Origin of the sequence: Nocardioides potassii (genome assembly GCF_021648885.1) — a bacterium.
GTDB lineage: Bacteria > Actinomycetota > Actinomycetes > Propionibacteriales > Nocardioidaceae > Nocardioides > Nocardioides potassii.
Window position 1 is genome coordinate 185,675 of the sequence record NZ_JAKJHZ010000005.1, and the last position, 18,031, is coordinate 203,705.

The 18,031-nt window shown below is 72.5% G+C and carries 15 protein-coding genes; 10 read left to right on the top strand and 5 right to left on the bottom strand.

Features of this window, described 5'->3' with window-relative positions:
* The first annotated feature begins 15 nt into the window (after positions 1 to 15).
* Complete coding sequence (locus L2K70_RS05330; protein ID WP_236400068.1) at positions 16 to 672, top strand: nucleotidyltransferase domain-containing protein; 657 nt, start codon at positions 16 to 18, stop codon at positions 670 to 672.
* 1 nt (position 673) lies between these two features.
* Here L2K70_RS05330 and L2K70_RS05335 read toward each other — a convergent pair whose 3' ends face one another.
* The gene (locus L2K70_RS05335; protein ID WP_236400070.1) at positions 674 to 1,936 is read right to left on the bottom strand and encodes a hypothetical protein; all 1,263 of its coding nucleotides are present in this window, start codon (positions 1,934 to 1,936) and stop codon (positions 674 to 676) included.
* 73 nt (positions 1,937 to 2,009) lie between these two features.
* Here L2K70_RS05335 and L2K70_RS05340 point away from each other — a divergent pair, with 73 nt between their 5' ends.
* From L2K70_RS05340 to L2K70_RS05350, 3 genes are read left to right on the top strand one after another with little or no spacing between them, the layout of a single operon-like run.
* Positions 2,010 to 3,191 carry a cysteine desulfurase family protein gene (locus L2K70_RS05340; protein WP_236400072.1) on the top strand — a complete coding sequence of 394 codons (1,182 nt, stop codon included), beginning with the start codon at positions 2,010 to 2,012 and terminating at the stop codon, positions 3,189 to 3,191.
* A gap of 19 nt (positions 3,192 to 3,210) precedes the next feature.
* Positions 3,211 to 4,317, top strand: coding sequence for a tRNA 2-thiouridine(34) synthase MnmA (mnmA, locus tag L2K70_RS05345; RefSeq protein ID WP_236400075.1), 1,107 nt, complete (start codon positions 3,211 to 3,213; stop codon positions 4,315 to 4,317).
* Complete coding sequence (locus L2K70_RS05350) at positions 4,314 to 5,303, top strand: methionine synthase (protein ID WP_236400078.1); 990 nt, start codon at positions 4,314 to 4,316, stop codon at positions 5,301 to 5,303. Before mnmA ends, L2K70_RS05350 begins: the two co-directional genes overlap by 4 nt.
* A 24-nt stretch (positions 5,304 to 5,327) precedes the next feature.
* Here the strand turns inward: L2K70_RS05350 and L2K70_RS05355 are convergent, their stop codons facing one another.
* The 3 genes from L2K70_RS05355 to L2K70_RS05365 all read right to left on the bottom strand — a co-directional run bounded on the left by L2K70_RS05355 (position 5,328) and on the right by L2K70_RS05365 (position 8,361).
* Positions 5,328 to 5,960 carry an alpha/beta hydrolase gene (locus tag L2K70_RS05355; protein WP_236400081.1) on the bottom strand — a complete coding sequence of 211 codons (633 nt, stop codon included), beginning with the start codon at positions 5,958 to 5,960 and terminating at the stop codon, positions 5,328 to 5,330.
* A gap of 126 nt (positions 5,961 to 6,086) precedes the next feature.
* Positions 6,087 to 7,694: an MFS transporter gene (locus L2K70_RS05360; protein ID WP_236400084.1), complete on the bottom strand. Its 1,608-nt coding sequence runs from the start codon at positions 7,692 to 7,694 to the stop codon at positions 6,087 to 6,089.
* Positions 7,695 to 7,749: 55 nt separating this feature from the next.
* The gene (locus tag L2K70_RS05365) at positions 7,750 to 8,361 is read right to left on the bottom strand and encodes a TetR/AcrR family transcriptional regulator (protein ID WP_236400088.1); all 612 of its coding nucleotides are present in this window, start codon (positions 8,359 to 8,361) and stop codon (positions 7,750 to 7,752) included.
* 189 nt (positions 8,362 to 8,550) lie between these two features.
* On the opposite strand from L2K70_RS05365, the gene ligA reads away from it, so the two are divergent.
* Together ligA and L2K70_RS21000 are read left to right on the top strand one after the other, a co-directional pair.
* Complete coding sequence (gene ligA, locus L2K70_RS05370; RefSeq protein ID WP_236400091.1) at positions 8,551 to 10,683, top strand: NAD-dependent DNA ligase LigA; 2,133 nt, start codon at positions 8,551 to 8,553, stop codon at positions 10,681 to 10,683.
* Positions 10,684 to 10,751: 68 nt separating this feature from the next.
* On the top strand, positions 10,752 to 12,002 hold the full coding sequence (locus tag L2K70_RS21000) for a calcium-binding protein (protein ID WP_268930175.1): 1,251 nt from the start codon (positions 10,752 to 10,754) through the stop codon (positions 12,000 to 12,002).
* A 31-nt stretch (positions 12,003 to 12,033) separates the two neighbouring features.
* On the opposite strand, the gene L2K70_RS05390 is transcribed toward L2K70_RS21000, so the two are convergent.
* On the bottom strand, positions 12,034 to 13,689 hold the full coding sequence (locus tag L2K70_RS05390; RefSeq protein WP_236400094.1) for a peptidase M16 family protein: 1,656 nt from the start codon (positions 13,687 to 13,689) through the stop codon (positions 12,034 to 12,036).
* A 97-nt stretch (positions 13,690 to 13,786) separates the two neighbouring features.
* On the opposite strand from L2K70_RS05390, the gene L2K70_RS05395 reads away from it, so the two are divergent.
* From L2K70_RS05395 to gatB, 4 genes are read left to right on the top strand one after another with little or no spacing between them, the layout of a single operon-like run.
* On the top strand, positions 13,787 to 14,683 hold the full coding sequence (locus L2K70_RS05395; RefSeq protein WP_236400097.1) for a DMT family transporter: 897 nt from the start codon (positions 13,787 to 13,789) through the stop codon (positions 14,681 to 14,683).
* A gap of 10 nt (positions 14,684 to 14,693) precedes the next feature.
* Positions 14,694 to 14,993: an Asp-tRNA(Asn)/Glu-tRNA(Gln) amidotransferase subunit GatC gene (gene gatC / locus L2K70_RS05400; protein WP_236400099.1), complete on the top strand. Its 300-nt coding sequence runs from the start codon at positions 14,694 to 14,696 to the stop codon at positions 14,991 to 14,993.
* Entirely contained in the window at positions 14,993 to 16,522 is a 1,530-nt protein-coding gene (gatA, locus tag L2K70_RS05405; protein ID WP_303645851.1) for an Asp-tRNA(Asn)/Glu-tRNA(Gln) amidotransferase subunit GatA, read from the top strand. The genes gatC and gatA overlap by 1 nt, the downstream gene beginning before the upstream one ends.
* Positions 16,519 to 18,027: an Asp-tRNA(Asn)/Glu-tRNA(Gln) amidotransferase subunit GatB gene (gene gatB / locus L2K70_RS05410; RefSeq protein WP_236400102.1), complete on the top strand. Its 1,509-nt coding sequence runs from the start codon at positions 16,519 to 16,521 to the stop codon at positions 18,025 to 18,027. The genes gatA and gatB overlap by 4 nt, the downstream gene beginning before the upstream one ends.
* The last annotated feature ends 4 nt before the right edge of the window (positions 18,028 to 18,031 follow it).

Genomic DNA, 18,031 nt, shown 5'->3' on the forward strand with positions numbered 1-18,031 from the left:
CGCTAGCGTCGGGCCATGACCGCCCGCGAGCCGCTGCACCGCACGCCCGAGGAGGTCGCGGAGGACGAGGAGTTCTTCCGCTGGTACGGCCCGTGGGCGCCGCTCGACCCGGCCGGGGTGGCCGATCTGATGAGCGGCTTCGACCGGCCCTGGTGGATCGTCGGCGGCTGGTCGATCGAGGCCTTCACCGGCGCGGCACGCGAGCACGAGGACGTCGACCTGACCCTGCTCGCCTGCGACCTCGACGCCTTCCGTGCCCACATCGGCGACCGCTGGAACCTGTGGAGCAACCACGGCGGGACGCTGCGGCCGTTCAACGACCGGTTCCCCGAGGTGCTCGACACCAGCAGCCAGGTGTGGATCCGGCGCAGCGCCGCCGACCCGTGGGTGGTCGACCTGCCGATCACACCGGATCGCGACGGGCTGTGGACCAGCAAGCGCGACCCCGACCACGTGGCGCCCATCGAGGACGTCACCTGGCTCGCGGAGTCGGGCATCCGCTACCTCCGGCCGGAGATCACGCTGCTCTACAAGGCGGCGCTGCACCGCCCGAAGGACGACCGCGACCTCGCGGTCACCTGGCCGCTGCTGGGCGGGGACGCCCGCGCCTGGCTGCGCGAGTCGGTGAGCCGGCTCTACCCGGACCACGCGTGGCTGGCGCGGATGGCCTGACTCAGGCCGCGCGAGCCCACGCCAGCGCCTGCCGGCTGAGCTCGCGCGTCGACGACCCGAGCTCCCGCCGCACGACGCCCTCGGTCGCCGCCCACATGCCGAAGTCCTCGGTCTGGAACGTGCGGACCAGGCTCCACAGGGCGTCCTCGCCGCGGGTGGTGGCGACGTAGTCGCAGACCAGGGCGGCGAGCTCGTAGTTCGCGGCGGCGTCACGTGAGTAGAACCGTCGGGTGGGCTCGAGCGTGCGGGGCTGCGCGCCACCGAGCGCGTACGCCGAGATCCGGCGGCGCTCGTCGACCGGGTACGTCGTCCGGGCCAGGTACTCGGCGATCCCCTCGACGAGCCAGGTGGGGGACCGGTCGTCCGAGGCTCCGAACGCGACGTGCACGATCTCGTGGCGGAAGACGAGGCTGCGCCCGAGGACGTCGCCCACCACGGTCGGGTTGACGGCGAAGCGGTAGGCCGCGACGGGGCCGCCCACCTTCGCGAGCACCGGGAAGGCCACGCCGGCGGTGTTCTCGACCGTCATCGCGCTCATCTCGTCGATCGCCGAGGTGTCGGCGATGCCGTACGCGACGAACCTGCCGTTCCACCGGGGCAGGCGCGCGCGGACCGCCTCGCTCGCCGCGGCGAGGTCGCTCATCACGTAGTCGGCGTGCTGCTCGGTGTCCTCGTCGAAGATCCCGAGGATGCCGCCCTCGCGCCGCACCTCGATGCGCACCAGGTCCCACGGTGCCGGCGTCCACCCCGTCCTCGCGTCGATCTGGGTGTTGCGGTCATCGGCCAGCAGGGCGTCGTCGCCGTCACGCGTGAAGGTCCACACCATCTGCTGCGTCACCGGTCGGCGGTCGAACCCGTCGAGCCGCATCGTGAAGTCGACGGGGAGCTGGAGGTCACCGGCACCGGAGACCTGGGTCATCACGCTCTCGTCGCCCAGCTCGTAGGACACGTCGGTCACCGGCAGCTGTGCCAGGTTGTCGAACCATCGCGCCTGGGTCGCGGAGAAGGTGAGCTCGTCGGGGTCGACCGTCGAGAGGAAGGCCTCGCGGTCACCGTCGACCAGGGCCTCCTCCCGCGCGTCGATCAGTGCCAGGGCGGCGTCGCGGAGCGACTCGTCCATACCTGCCGGCGGATCGGACCTCGACGGGAGGCCAGCAGCCCCTGACGCTGGCTGGGTGCCGTCGTCCGCGGACTGGCAGCCCGACAGCGGGAGCAGCAGGAGGCAGGCAAGCGCGGCTGACGCCGTCCCCCGCGAAGTGCGCATGGCGCGGATCATAAGCGCGACGCTGGTCGTCGGGAGTGGGTTCGCCACGGTCGCCCCGTACGCTTGGCAGGTCATGACCCAGCCGCTCGTCTACCTCGACCACGCCGCGACCACGCCCATGCTGCCGGTCGCCGTCGAGGCGATGACACGCCAGCTGTCCGGGGTGGGCAACGCGAGCTCGCTCCACGCCTCCGGTCGCGGTGCTCGCAGGGTCGTCGAGGAGTCCCGCGAGACCATCGCGGGGGCCATCGGCGCCCGCCCCGGGGACGTCGTGTTCACCTCCGGCGGCACCGAGTCCGACAACCTCGCGCTCAAGGGCATCTTCTGGGCACGCCGCGCCGAGGACCCGCGTCGTACGCGCATCCTGTCGACGTCCATCGAGCACCACGCGGTGCTCGACCCGCTGCACTGGCTGGGCACCTACGACCACGCCGACGTCGAGCTGCTGCAGGTGTCCGCCCAGGGAGTGCTCGACGTCGAGGCCCTGCGGGAGTCGGTGGCCCGGGACCCCGAGTCCGTCGGGCTGATCTCGGTGATGTGGGCCAACAACGAGGTCGGATCGCTCCAGCCGCTCGACGAGGTCGTCGCGATCGCACGCGAGCACCGGATCCCGGTGCACACGGACGCGGTCCAGGCGCTCGGCCAGGTGCCCGTCGACTTCGCCGACTCCGGTGTCGACGCGCTGACCTTCACCGGCCACAAGGTCGGCGGTCCCTACGGCGTGGGTGCGCTCGTCGTACGACGTGACCTGCCGGTCAGCGCGCTGGTGCACGGCGGCGGGCAGGAGCGCGACATCCGCAGCGGCACCCTCGACGTACCCGCGATCGCCGGCCTCGCCGCAGCGGTCGAGGCGTCGGTGAAGGCGCAGCACGAGCACGCGATCCGGGTCGCCGAGCTCCGCGACGACCTGGTGCGGCGCGTGATCGAGGTCGTCCCCGACGCCCACCTCCACGGTACCCCGTCCGGCCCCGGCCGGCTCCCCGGCAACGCGCACCTCGGGTTCCCCGGGTGCGAGGGCGACTCCCTCCTGATGCTCCTCGACGCCCGCGGCATCGAGTGCTCGACCGGGTCGGCGTGCTCCGCCGGCGTGCCGCAGCCGTCGCACGTCCTGCTGGCGATGGGCTGCGACGCGGACCAGGCGCGCCACTCGTTGCGCTTCTCGCTCGGCCACACCACCACGCCCTCCGACATCGACGCCCTCGTCGAGGCCATCGGTCCCGTCGTCGAGCGGGCGCGGGCGGCCCGTGCGCGGTGAGGGTGCTGGGGTCTCAGGCATGAAGGTCGTCGCCGCGATGTCCGGCGGGGTGGACTCCGCCGTCGCCGCCGCCCGTGCCGTGGAGGCCGGGCACGAGGTGACGGGTGTGCACCTCGCGCTCAGCCGCAACCCGGCGTCGTACCGCTCGGGGGCCCGGGGGTGCTGCACGATCGAGGACAGCAACGACGCGCGTCGTGCTGCGGACGTCATCGGCATCCCGTTCTACGTGTGGGACCTCTCGGAGCGCTTCCACGAGGACGTGGTCGAGGACTTCATGGACGAGTACGCCGCCGGGCGCACGCCCAACCCGTGCCTCAGGTGCAACGAGAAGATCAAGTTCGCCGCCGTCCTCGACCGCGCCCTCGCACTGGGCTTCGACGCGGTCGCCACCGGCCACTACGCCCAGCTGCGCACGGGTGCCGACGGGCTGATCGAGATGCACCGCGCCGAGGACCACGGCAAGGACCAGTCCTACGTGCTCGGCGTGCTCGACCAGACCCAGCTGCGGCACTCGCTCTTCCCGCTCGGTGACACCGACAAGCCGTCGGTGCGTCGCGAGGCTCAGGCGCGCGGCCTCCTGGTCGCCGACAAGCCCGACTCCCACGACATCTGCTTCGTCGCCGACGGGGACAACGCCGGCTGGCTGCGCGAGAAGCTCGGCGACCGAGCGCCCAACCACGGCGGCGACATCGTCGACGCCGCGACGGGGGAGCGGGTCGGCAGCCACACCGGCACCTACGCGTTCACGATCGGCCAGCGACGCGGCCTCCGGCTCGGGGTCCCGGCCGCCGACGGCAAGCCGCGATTCGTGCTCGACATCGAGCCGGTCACCGGGACCGTCACGGTCGGCCCGCGCGAGCGCCTCGCGGTCGACCACGTCGAGGGCATCCGGCCGCGCTGGTGCGGCACCGTCCCCGAGCGCGTGGACGGCACGGTGCAGCTGCGCGCCCACGGCCGGGAGCACCGGGCGACGGTCGTCGTCGACGGCGACGGCGACCGGGTCGCCATCGACCTCCACGACCCGGCCGAGGGCATCGCGCCGGGGCAGGCCGCGGTCATCTACGACGGCACGCGCGTCGTCGGCTCCGCCACCATCTCGGCCACGCGGCCCGTCGCCACCGCATGAGCACCGCCACCGGGATCGGCTCGCTGCCCGGCACCACCGACACCGCCTACGCGGAGGCCGTGCGCCTCGTGCTGGGCGAGCTCTCCGACCTGCCGCACGTGCCCGAGCTGCCCGGTCGCGGAGTCACCGCGGGCATGACCGGCCGCGCACTGGCCGTCGCAGACGGGCTCGCCGCCGACCTCCAGCCCGCCGGCTGGCGGCTGACGGACTCCAGCGGCATCGACCACCGGCGGGCCCGGTCGCTCCTCGCGCAGGACCTGGACACCGTGGAGGAGCTGGCCCGGGGCTACACGGGGACCTTCAAGACGCAGGTCACCGGTCCGTGGACGCTCGCCGCGACCGTCGAGAAGCCACGCGGCGACAAGGTGCTCAGCGACCACGGCGCCCGCCGAGAGCTCGCCCAGTCACTGGCCGAGGGTCTGCGAGTCCATCTGGCCGACCTCCGCCGGCGGATCGACGGCGTCGACCGCTGGGTCGTCCAGCTCGACGAGCCTGCGTTGGCCGCTGTGGTCGCGGGCCGCGTCCCCACCTCCAGCGGCTACGGCCGGCACCGCACGATCGACCTGCCCGAGGCGTCGGCCCACCTCGAGTGGGTCGTCGAGGCCGTGACCGACGCCGGTGCCGAGGCGTGGCTGCACTCCTGCGCGCCGCAGACGCCATGGTCGATGGTCGCCGGCACCGGGGTGGCCGGGCTGTCCGCCGACCTCGACATGCTCGGCCCCGCGGACCTCGACACGTTCGCCGAAGCGGTCGAGGCGGGTCGGACGACCGCGCTCGGCATCGTGCCGTCGACCGACCAGGCCACGGCGCCGTCGGACGCGCGGCTCGTCGAGCGCGTGCAGCGGTGGCTGGACATGCTCGGCCTCGACCCGGAGACCGCGGGCGAGCACCTCGTCGTCACCCCGACCTGCGGGCTGGCCGGCGCGACCCCGGCGTGGGCCGCCCGCGCCGTACGCCTCTCCGCGACGGTCGCCCGCAACCTCTGACCACCGCCCAGCGGAGCTGATCAGTCAGCGGGAAGCAACGTGCGCGTCGAGGACCTCGAGCACCGAGGCGGTCGCCACGTCGTGCCAGCGACCTGAACCGCTGAGCATGTAGTGGCCGAGGGCGCCCATGTCGCGCAGCTCGGCACTGTCGGCCACCGACCGGGCGCGCTCGACGTAGCGGCTGGTCTCGCGGAACGAGGTGATGCGGTCGCGCCGCCCGTGCGCGGCACGCAGCGTGCGCCCGGCCAGGGTGGCGACGGGGTCCTCGGCGGACCACCACGGGGCGAGCCCGACGACACCGACGACCGAGGGGTCGTCGGCTGCGTGGACGGCGACGCGCGCGCCCATCGAGTGGCCCAGGAGCACGACGGGCACGTCGCCGTGCACGGCTCGTACCCGGTCGAGCGCCCACCGCGCGTCGGCCACCGCGTCGGCACCGCCGTTCCAGCCGCGCCGGCGGTAGCGGACCAGCCACACGCCCGCCCCCACCTCGTGCGCGCGCGGCGCGACCTCGCGCGCCAGCCAGGACGCCCGGCGCCACGAGGCGCTGCGACCGTCGACCGACTGCCTCGAGCGCGGCTTCCCGCCGTGCAGGACCAGCACCATCGCCCGGGGGTGCTCCGGGGCGTCGTACGTCGACAGGGTCGGCTCGCTCACGTGACTCCTTCGGCGCGGGCGCCCGCCCGGATGGGACGTGGTGCGGGGGACAGGTGTGCGGGACAGGTGCGACGAGGGAGGACCTCCGTCGCCCGGAGATCCTCCCTCGTCAGGTGCTCTGGCGGATCAGTGCGCGACGACACCCTCCGGGCCGTCGGTCGCGAGCTCCTCGTGCGGGACGTTGAGGAAGACCCAGATCACGATGGACGCGGCCAGCATCAGGAACGCGCCGACGAGGAACGCCTGGGTGGAGCCCTCGGTGAAGATCTGGTGCTGGGCGATCAGCTGGATCTGCTCCATCTGCGCGGGCGTGGGCTGCGGGCCTCCGGCCTGGGCCGCCGCGGCGCCCGCCTCGGCGAACTCCTTGCCCCGGTCGGTGAAGGTCTGCGTGGCGACGGTGGCGAGCACCGCCAGGCCGAGCGCGCCGCCGACCTGCTGGGCGGTGTTGAGCACACCGGAACCGATGCCCGACTCCTGCGACCGGAGGTGGTGGACGGCGGTCAGCGTCACGGGGACGAAGGTCAGGCCCATGCCGAAGGACATCATGACGATGAAGGGCAGGATGTCGGTGACGTAGGTGCCCGTCACCTCCTGTGCCGGGAACGTCGTGTCGTAGGGCAGCGTGGAGAAGCCGAACAGCGCGCCGGCGGCGAACAGGGTGCCGACCCCGGAGATGAAGCGGGGGTCGATGCGGCTGACGAGGTTGGACGCCAGTCCCGCACCCACGACGATGCCCACCGTGAACGGGAGGAACGCGACGCCTGCCTTCAGCGGGCTGTAGCCCATGACGTTCTGGATGTACTGGCTGAGGAAGTAGAACATCGCGAACATCGCAGCCGGCGCGAGGAACATCGCCACGAAGCTCGACGCACGGGTGCGGTTGGTGAAGATGCGGAAGGGGAGGAGGGGGTGCTCGACCCGGCTCTCGATGACGCCGAACAGCACCAGGACGATGACACCAGCGACCAGGCTCGCGATGGTGAGGCCGTCACCCCAGCCCTCGGTGCCCGCGCGGGACAGGCCGTAGACCACGCCGAGGAGACCCAGGGTGCCGGTGACGGCACCGGGGAGGTCGAGCTGACCGGGGTGCGACTCGGACTCGTTGAGGAAGCGGGGCGCGAGGGCCGCCGAGACCAGGCCGATCGGCACGTTGATGAGGAACGTCAGGCGCCAGCCGTCGACGACCACGCCGAACACCTCGGGCGAGGTGCCGGTGAGCCAGCCTCCGAGGATCAGGCCCACGGCCGCCCCGGCGCCCGACATCGCGGCGTAGACGGCGAACGCCCGGTTGCGAGCCGGACCGGCCGGGAAGGTGGTGGTGATGAGGGCCAGCGCCGCGGGCGAGGCGAGCGCCGCACCGAGGCCCTGCAGGCCGCGGGCGCCGAGCAGCAGGGGCTCGTTGGTCGCGAGGCCACCGAGCAGCGAGGCGACGGCGAAGATCGCGAGACCCGCCATGAACACCTTGCGGCGGCCGTAGAGGTCGCCCAGGCGCCCGCCGAGCAGCAGCAGGCTTCCGAACGCCAGGGCGTAGCCGGTGACGACCCACTGGAGGTTGGCCTGGCTGATGTCCAGGTCCTTCTGGATGTAGGGGAGGGCGATGTTGGCGATCGTCGCGTCGAGCACGACCATCAGCTGGGCGATCGAGATGAGGACGAGGGCCCAGGTCAGGTTGAGCTCGCGCTGGGGCGGTGAGGCGGCCCCGGACTCCGGGGACGTGCTGGTGGTGTCGGTCATGGGTCTTCCTTCAGAGAGGGGCGGGACTGATGAGAGCAGGGGGGTACGACAGTGGTCAGGTGGTGGAGCGGGGGCAGGGGCCGTTGAGTGCGGCGGGCAGGACCACCTCGTCGAGCACGCGCCCGACGAGCTCGGGGGTCACGGTCTCGCCGAGCAGGAACACCCTGTGCAGCACGATCCCGGCGAGCGCGGGCGCGAGGATCGAGAGGTCCACGTCGGGGTGGAGCTCACCGCGCTCGCGAGCACGCTCGTAGATCGCGCGCGACGCCTCGACCTTGGGGCCGATGAAGTCGCGCCGGTAGACCTCGGCGAACTCGGGGTCGCGGCCCATCGCGGTGACGACCGCGGACAGGACGGACTGGGCCATCCGGTCGTCGAGCCCGCCGTTGCCGCCGCAGTACGCCGCGAGCAGGTCACCACGCAGGCTGCCGGTGTCCGGGAGGACCGTCTCGCCCTTGTGCGCCATGATCGCGGCGACCACGAGCTCCGGCTTGCCCTTCCAGCGGCGGTAGAGCGTCGCCTTCGACGCCTTGGCCCGGGTGGCGACGGCGTCCATGGTGAGAAGGTCGTAGCCGACCTCGTCGAGCACCTCGAGGGTGGCCTCGAGGATCTGCAGCTCGCGCTCGCCCTCGACGCGAGGGCGGGTGGCGGTCTCGGTGGGGGTCATGCGTCCTTCCCGGTCGTGGGCGGAGTGACGGTGGTCACGATGAAACGAAACGGTTTCGTTCCGTCAACTGCACCGTAGGCCGGTGTATTCCGATGGAACAAACGCGTTTCATCCGGTCCAGACCGGTGCCGCCGTACGTCGGGTCGAGGGTGGCTGCCGGGTGTCGGTGCCGACCGGCAGACTGTGCGCATGAGCACGCCCAGCGAGCCCGCCTCTGAACCCGCCGCTGCTGTCGCCTCCGCTCCGCCCGAGGCGCGCGAGCGACACCGTGAGCTGAGCGAGCAGGTGGACGACGCGCGCTGGCGCTACTACGTGCTCGACGACCCCACGCTCTCGGACGCCGACTTCGACGTCCGCCTGCGCGAGCTCGAGGCGCTCGAGGAGTCCTACGCCGAGCTGCGCACGCCCGACTCGCCGACGCAGAAGGTCGGCGGCGCGGTCTCTACCGAGTTCACCGCGGTCGACCACCTGCAGCGGATGGAGTCCCTCGACAACGCCTTCTCCTCCGAGGAGCTCGCCGCGTGGTACTCCCGGATCCTCCGCGAGGGGATCGAGGCACCTGAGCTGCTCTGCGAGCTGAAGGTCGACGGCCTCGCGATCAACCTGCTCTACGAGGACGGTCGCCTGGTCCGCGCACTGACCCGCGGCGACGGCCGCACGGGTGAGGACGTCACGCCCAACGTCAAGACGATCGCGTCCGTCCCGCACCGGCTCACCGGCACCGACGATCACCCCGTGCCCGCGCTGGTCGAGGTGCGCGGTGAGGTGTTCCTGCCCGTCGAGGCGTTCGAGAGGCTCAACGCGTCGATGGTCGACGCCGGCAAGCCGATGTTCGCCAATCCGCGCAACGCCGCCGCGGGGTCCCTGCGCCAGAAGGACCCCAAGGTCACCGCGACGCGTGACCTGGGCATGGTGTGCCACGGCATCGGTGCCCGCGAGGGCTTCGAGCCGGCGACCCAGAGCGGGGCGTACGACGCCCTGCGCGCGTGGGGCCTGCCGACGTCCGACGAGGTTCGCGTCGTGCCGTCGCTCGAGGCCGTGGAGGAGCGGATCGCCCACGTCGGCGAGCACCGCCACACGATCGTCGGCTACGAGATCGACGGCCTCGTCGTCAAGGTCGACGACGTCTCGCTGCAGCGCCGCCTCGGTTCCACGAGCCGCGCGCCCCGGTGGGCGATCGCGTTCAAGTACCCGCCAGAGGAGGTCAACACCCTTCTCAAGTCGATCGAGGTCAACGTCGGACGCACGGGCCGGGTGACCCCCTACGGCGTCATGGAGCCGACCAAGGTCGCCGGGTCGACCGTGGAGAACGCGACGCTCCACAACGCCCACGAGGTGAAGCGCAAGGACGTCCGGCCGGGCGACACGGTCATCCTGCGCAAGGCCGGCGACGTGATCCCGGAGATCCTCGGCCCCGTGCTCGCGCTGCGGCCGAAGGGGCTCAGGCCGTGGAGGATGCCCACGTCGTGCCCCGCGTGCGGGACCGCCCTCGCCCAGCAGAAGGAGGGCGACAAGGACCTCCGGTGCCCCAACCACGAGCGGTGCCCGGCGCAGGTGCGCGAGCGCGTCTTCCACGTCGCCGGGCGTGGCGCCTTCGACATCGAGGGCCTGGGCTACGAGGCCGCCGTCGCGCTGCTCGACGCGGGCGCGATCACCAACGAGGGCGACCTCTTCGACCTCGACGAGGCCAAGCTGCTCACCGCGCCGCTGTTCACGCGGGCCCCCAAGAAGGGCGAGGAAGGACCGCAGCTCAGCGCCAACGGCGTACGGCTGCTGGCCAACCTGCACGAGCGCAAGACCGCCGTGCCGCTCTGGCGGGTGCTGGTCGCGCTGTCGATCCGCCACGTCGGGCCGACGGCGGCGCGGGCGCTCGCGACGGAGCTCGCGTCGATGACGGCCGTGCGCGAGGCGTCCGAGGAGGAGCTGGCCGCGACGGAAGGAGTCGGCCCGACCATCGCCGCGTCGGTCCGCGAGTGGTTCGACGGCCCCGAGGCGGGGTGGCACAACGCCATCGTCGACGCCTGGGCGCAGGCAGGCGTCGTGATGGCGGACGAGCGCGACGAGTCGGTCGAGCGCACCCTCGAGGGCCTCACCGTCGTGGTCACCGGCGGCCTGCAGGGCTACACGCGCGACTCCGTCAAGGAGGCGATCATCAGTCGGGGCGGCAAGGCCTCGGGCTCGGTGTCGAAGAAGACCGACTACGTCGTCGTCGGTGAGAACGCCGGGACGAAGGCCGACAAGGCCGAGCAGCTCGGTGTCCGGATCCTCGACGAGGAGCAGTTCGTCGTGCTCTTCGAGAAGGGACCGGACGGCCTGGGGTGAGCGGCGCAGGTTTGGGATCTCCCGGCGGGGGCCACAAGCACCTGAACGACTAGTCCCTGGGAGTCAGCATGCGCCTCACCCGTTCTCTTGCCTCTGTGCTCATCGCGGCCGCCGGCCTCGCGGCGCCGCTCGCGATCGCCCCGACCGCCCAGGCCGCCGCCGTCACCTGCGGTGGCCTGAAGGCCACGATCGTCGGCAACGACAAGGCCAACTCGATCACCGGCACGCCCAAGCGCGACGTCATCGCCGCGCGCGGTGGCAACGACACGATCCGCGGGCTCGCCGGCAACGACGTGATCTGCGGCGGCGACGGCGCTGACCGCATCCTGGGCGGCGAGGGCGACGACCGGCTCTACGGGGAGAGCGACGGGCTCCGGCTCGATCCCTACGGCCGCACGATCAAGAAGGGCGACACCGTCTCCGGCGGGCTGGGCAACGACATCATCGACCTCGGCTACGACCCGCGCCCGGCGACGGCCGGGACGGTCGTCGAGCTCGACGGGGTGTCCTACCTCAACGCCCCGGCTCCCGTCGTGGTCGACTTCCAGACCGCCCGGGTGGTGCCGATCGCCGCGGAGGGCAGCGACACGGTCGCCGGCTTCGACGGCGGCATCCGCGTGGTCGGGAGCCTGTTCAACGACACCGTCAAGGGCACCAACAAGCGCGACGTGATCGCCGGTCGCGGCGGCGACGACACGATCTTCGGCCGTGGCGGCGACGACGTCCTGAGTGCCGACACCTCGGGCACGGTCGGCAACGACCGGCTCTACGGCGACGCGGGCGACGACCAGCTCCTGGGCGTCGTCGGGATCGACACGTTCGTCGGCGGCAGCGGCAGCGACGACCTGCGCACCACCTCCGAGAGTCACCAGGTCTGGCGCGGTGGCAGCGGCAGCGACACGATGACCTTCCCGATCCCGGCGGAGTCGGGTTTCGTCGCCAAGGGCTACGGCGGCCAGGACAAGCTGCGCATCGTCGCCAGCTCGAACCCCGCCCTCAAGCCCACGCTCCGCATCGACCAGCTGAAGAAGACGACCATCCGCGACCTCCAGCCGTTCACGCTGGAGGGCAGGATCACGGGCTTCAGCGACGTCGTCCTGCCGGCCCGCGCCCTGTCGATCTTCAAGGGCAGCAACGACTCGGAGATCATCACCGCCGACCCCGACTACCGGGTGCTCATCTACGGTCGCGGCGGCGCTGACGTCATGACCGGCTCCGACGAGCCCGACCGCCTCGACGGCGGCAAGGGCTTCGACATCGCCCGCGGGCGTGGCGGCAACGACACCTGCACGTCCGCGGAGAAGCGCTCGAGCTGCTGACCGGGCCGCTTGTCGAGCCCGGGCCGTCCCGTCAGGCCCCGTCCTTCCTGCGGCTGGTCCACAGTCCGACCAGGAGACCGACGACCGCCGGGGCGAGCCCCGGCGGGTAGTAGACGGCGAGCGCCACCATGACCGACACGACGACGGCCGCGACGAGCAACCAGAGCAGGAGGGCGAGCGCCCGAGCCGCCCGCGCCGACGTCGTACGCCTCAGGCCCCCGGACCAGCGCGCGACGAGGCCGTGTCGTGGCGGTGGCTCGGGCGCCGTTGTGCGCGGCTGGGGCAGGTGGAGCTCGCGGGGCACCAGCTGGTCGAGCCTGGCCACGTAGTCGGTCCCGCCCGACCACGCGGCCGGGACGATGCTGAAGGACCAGCCGTCGGCCAGCACCAGGCCGCGCGCGCCGTCCTCCCAGGTGAGGTAGCCGGCGAGGTCGTCGACGGGGTACTGCACGGCGGACCGGTCGTTGCCGACGACGAGCACCCTGTCGACGAGGTGCATGCGCGAGGCGTCGGCGGGCCAGTTGACGCTGCGGACGCCCTTGCGCAGGGCGGTCACCTGGGGCTGCTCGACCATGCTGAGGGCGGGGTGCTCGTGGGTGCCGGAAGGCGCTCCCACCATCAACGTGTCGTGGAACGTCGCCAGGCCGGGCACCAGGGTCTCCGGGCTCACCGCGTCCAGCTCGGCGAGCAGCTCGTCGAGCTGTTCGAGCGGACGCCCCCGGAGCGCCTGCGCGGCCGCGCGGTGCGAGAGGAACCCGACGTTGTAGGGGTCGGTGAAGCCCTGCCGCATCGCCGCGGTGATGTCCGCAAGCGACTGGGGCTCCGGACCGTCGGCCGCCAGGGTGTCGGCCAGCTCGAGGACCGTGCGGAGCAGGGTCTCGTGGGTCGCCGGGCTGACGTCGCTGCCGGCGAGCACGACCGCGCGGTCGGCGTCCACCGGCTCGTAGAGCGAGTACGGCGCGTACGCGGCACCGTCCTGGTCGCGGAGCCTGCGTCGGAGGGCGTCCTCGACGACTACGGGGACGAGCGCGCTGTACGGCGTCCGCTCGACGGTGCCGGACAGGACCAGGCCCGCCGGCTCGACGTACGCCGTCCGCGGCTGCTCCATCACCTGCGCCCCGCGCTCGGGCCACGTCGGGCCCTCCGGGAGTGCCAGCTCCAGCCCCTCGGGCGGCGGCCCGTCGAGGGCGAGGGTCCCGTTGCCGCTCGCGAAGGCACTGCGCGAGAGCTCGATGAGCGACGCCGCATCGGCGCGGCCCAGCGCGACGTCGTCGTAGGACACGAGCCCAGGCCCCTGGGCGCCGTAGCGCATGCCCATCGCCCGCTGCACCGGACCTCCGCGGGTGGCGGACTCGGCCGTCAGGACGCGACGTTCGCGCTCGAGCTCGTCGAGGTCGGGGTCCGCGAGGCGGCGCGTCACCTGGGCGAGCGCGGCCACGACCTGATCGGGAGGCCCGTGCATGCTGAACGTCGTGCTCAGCACGCCCACCGAACCGTTGACCGCGAGCGTGCCGCGGGGCAGCCCGTGCAGCGCGAGGTGCTCGAGGAGGTGGAGCCAGCCCGACGTGGTGAGACGCTCGTCGGCCATCCCGGCACGGAACATCAAGGTGGCGGCCAGCGTGGGCCGCCCCGAGTCCACCCAGAAGGTGCGGACCCCCTCCACGTCGGTCTCGTGGACCAGCGTCATCTCAAACCCCCGTCGTCGATGGTGACCGGAGACTAGTGGTCGACCGGCGACGCTGGGTCACCCCTGAGGTGCCGCGGGCGCCTGACATCCTGTGGGGGTGCGGACCCGGCTTCTCGTGACGGCGCTCCTGATCGTGGCCTGGGGCTCGACGTTCACCTCGATCAAGGTCGCCCTCGAGGGCTGCCCGCCGCTGGTCCTGGCGGCCACCCGGTGCCTTGTCGGTGGCGCGCTGCTCGCGCTGGTCGCCGCTGGGGCGGGACGACGCCTCAAGCTGCGCGGCAACCTCGGGCCGTACGCCGCCCTCACGCTGCTCAACGTGATCGGATTCTTCGGCCTGCAGGTGCTCGCCATCGACCACCTCGACTCCGGTTACGCCTCGCTCCTGCTCTACCTCCAGCCCGTCGTGACGGTCCTCCTCGCGCGCCCGCTCCTCGGGGACCCGCTCGGACCGGCGCGCGTGCTCGGCGCGCTCACGGCGTTCGCCGGCGTCGCGGTGGTCTCGCTCCGGCACGAGGGCGAGGTGTCGTCGTACGGCGTCGCGCTGGGCGTCGCGACCGCGGTGTGCTGGTCGCTCGGGACCATCACCGTCAAGCGAACCGCCTCGCGCATCGAGCCGCTCTGGGCCGTGGCGCTGCCGCTGGTCGCGGGTGGGGCGCTGCTCGCCGTCGCCGCCGCGGTCGTGGGGACGGACGGGATCGACCTCACGCCGCGCGTCGGTGTCGGGATCGCGTGGACGACACTCGTCGGCACGGCACTCGCGTGGCTGCTCTGGATGCACCTGGTGACGACCGGCGAGGTGGGCAGGGTCGCGGTCAGCATCTTCCTCGTCCCGGTGGTGGCCGTGGTGCTGGGCTGGGCGCTCCTCGACGAGGAGCTGGGGTGGCCGCTCGTCGCCGGTACGGCGCTGGTGTGCGCAGGCGTCTTCGCGGTCAACCGCTGGCCCGGCCGCCCACGCGACGTTCCCGCCGACGGCGGTGGGTCGGCGCTCTCCTAGGATTGACCGCATGCCCGAGATCACCCGCGAGGAGGTGGCCCACCTGGCCACCCTCGCCCGCATCGACCTCTCCGACGACGAGCTCGACCACCTCGCCCCCCAGCTGAGCGTGATCCTCGAGTCGGTCGCCTCGATCACCGGCGTGGCCGGTGACGACGTGCCGCCCACCTCGCACGCGATCCCGCTGACCAACGTCTTCCGCGAGGACGTCGTCGTCCCCGGCCTGACTGCCGAGGAGGCGCTCTCGGGCGCGCCCGCCGTGGAGGAGCAGCGCTTCTCCGTCCCGCGGATCCTGGGTGAGGAGGCCTGATGTCGCTCGTACGCCGCACCGCCGCCGCCCTCGCCGACGACCTCGCCGCGGGTGAGGTCACGTCCGTCGAGCTGACCGAGGCGCACCTCGACCGGATCGCCGAGGTCGACGGGGACGTCCACGCGTTCCTGCAGGTCGACCGCGACGGCGCCCTCGCGCAGGCCGCCGAGTCCGACGCCCGCCGCTCGCGCGGTGAGGCTCGTGGCCCGCTCGACGGCGTACCGATCGCGGTGAAGGACGTGCTCGCCACGCGCGGACTCGCCACCACCTGCGGGTCGAAGATCCTCGAGGGCTGGGTGCCGCCCTACGACGCCACCGTCGTCCAGCGGCTCCGGGTCGCCGGCCTGCCGATCCTCGGCAAGACCAACATGGACGAGTTCGCGATGGGCTCCTCCACCGAGCACTCGGCCTACGGGCCGACCCACAACCCGTGGGACCTCGACCGCATCCCGGGCGGCTCGGGTGGCGGCTCGGCCGCGTCCGTCGCGGCCTACGAGGCCCCGCTTGCCATCGGCACCGACACGGGCGGGTCGATCCGCCAGCCCGGCGCCGTCACCGGCACCGTCGGCGTGAAGCCGACCTACGGCGGGGTGTCCCGCTACGGCCTCGTCGCGCTCGCCAACAGCCTCGACCAGGCCGGCCCCGTGAGCCGCACGGTCCTCGACGCCGCGATGCTCCACGACGTCATCGGCGGCCACGACCTGCGCGACTCGACCTCCATCAAGCAGGACTGGCCGTCCTTCACCGAGGCCGCCACGCAGGGCGCGTCGGGAGACCTCGCCGGCCTGAAGGTCGGGGTGATCACCGAGATGCAGGGCGACGGCTGGCAGCCGGGTGTGATGGCCCGCTTCACCGAGTCGGTCGAGCTGATGGTCAAGGCCGGCGCCGAGGTCGTCGAGGTCTCCTGCCCCTCCTTCGTGCACGCGCTCGCGGCCTACTACCTGATCCTGCCGGCGGAGGCGTCGAGCAACCTCGCGAAGTTCGACGCGATGCGCTACGGCCTCCGTGTCACGCCCGACGGCGACCCGTCGGCCGAGGAGGTCATGCGCGCCACCCGCGACGCCGGCTTCGGCGACGAGGTCAAGCGCCGCATCATCCTCGGCACCTACGCGCTGTCCAGCGGCTACTACGACGCCTACTACGGCCAGGCGCAGAAGATCCGCACCCTCATCAGCCGCGACTTCGACGCTGCCTTCGAGCGCGTCGACGTGCTGGTCTCGCCGACGGCGCCCACGACGGCGTTCCGGCTGGGGGAGAAGCTCGACGACCCGATCGCGATGTACCTCAACGACCTCGCCACCATCCCGGCCAACCTCGCCGGCGTACCGGGGATCTCCGTCCCCAACGGCCTCGACGACGAGGACTCGCTGCCCACCGGCCTCCAGGTGCTCGCCCCCGCGCTCGCCGACGACCGCGTCTACCGGGTCGGTGCCGCGCTGGAGAGGCTCCTCTCCGACGAGTGGGGCGGCCCCCTGCTCGACCGGGCGCCCACCCTGGGCTCCGCCACGACGACCGAGGACCAGGCATGACCTCCCCGACCAACGACACTGCCCTGATGCCGTACGACGACGTGCTGGCCGCCTTCGACCCCGCGCTGGGGCTCGAGGTCCACGTCGAGCTCAACACCGCCTCGAAGATGTTCTGCGGTTGCCCGGCCACCTTCGGCGGCGAGCCCAACGCCGGCACCTGCCCGACCTGCCTCGGCCTGCCCGGCGCGATGCCGGTGGTCAACGGCAAGGCCGTGGAGTCCGCGATCCGGATCGGGCTGGCGCTCAACTGCGAGATCGCCGAGTGGTGCCGCTTCGCGCGGAAGAACTACTTCTACCCGGACATGCCGAAGAACTTCCAGACCTCGCAGTACGACGAGCCGATCGCGTTCGACGGCTGGATGGACGTCGACGTGGACGGCGAGACCTTCCGGGTCGAGATCGAGCGTGCCCACATGGAGGAGGACACCGGGAAGTCGCTGCACGTCGGCGGCGCGACCGGCCGCATCCACGGTGCCGACCACTCGCTCGTCGACTACAACCGCGCGGGGATCCCGCTGATCGAGATCGTCACCCGCCCGATCCTCGGCGCGGGCGAGAAGGCTCCCGAGGTCGCGAAGGCCTATGTCTCCCAGCTCCGCGAGCTGATCGTCGCGCTCGGGGTCTCCGAGGCCCGGATGGACCAGGGCAACCTGCGCGCCGACGTCAATCTCTCGCTGTCGCCGAAGGGCAGCGGAACGCTCGGCACGCGCACGGAGACCAAGAACGTCAACTCGTTCCGGTCCGTCGAGCGTGCGGTGCGCTACGAGATGCAGCGGCACGCGGCCGTCCTCAGCGGTGGCGGCTCCATCCTCCAGGAGACGCGTCACTGGCACGAGGACACCGGGATCACCACGAGCGGTCGCGAGAAGTCCGACGCGGAGGACTACCGCTACTTCCCCGAGCCGGACCTGGTGCCGGTCGCCCCGAGCCGCGAGTGGGTCGAGGAGCTGCGGGGCACCCTGCCGGAGAACCCGACCGCCCGCCGTGCGCGCCTGCAGGAGGAGTGGGGGTTCAGCGACCTCGACATGCGCGACACCATCGGCGCCGGCGCGCTCGGCCTGGTGGAGGAGACCATCGCCGCCGGGGCGACGCCCCAGGCCGCCCGCAAGTGGTGGCTGGGCGAGCTCGCCCGGCGCAGCAACGAGGACGGCGTCGACCTGGTCGACCTGCCGATCACCCCAGCCGACGTGGCTCGCGTGCAGGCGCTGGTCGACGAGAAGACCGTCAACGACAAGCTCGCCCGCCAGGTCATCGAGGGCGTGCTCGCCGGCGAGGGCTCCCCCGACGAGGTCGTCGCGAGCCGCGGCCTGGCCGTGGTCTCCGACGACGGTGCACTGGGCGCGGCGGTCGACAAGGCGATCGCGGAGAACCCCGACGTGGCCGAGAAGATCCGCGACGGCAAGCACGCCGCAGCGGGTGCCCTCATCGGCGCGGTGATGAAGGAGATGCGCGGACAGGCGGACGCCGCCCGGGTGCGTGAGCTGGTCCTGGAGAAGCTCGCCTGACAGG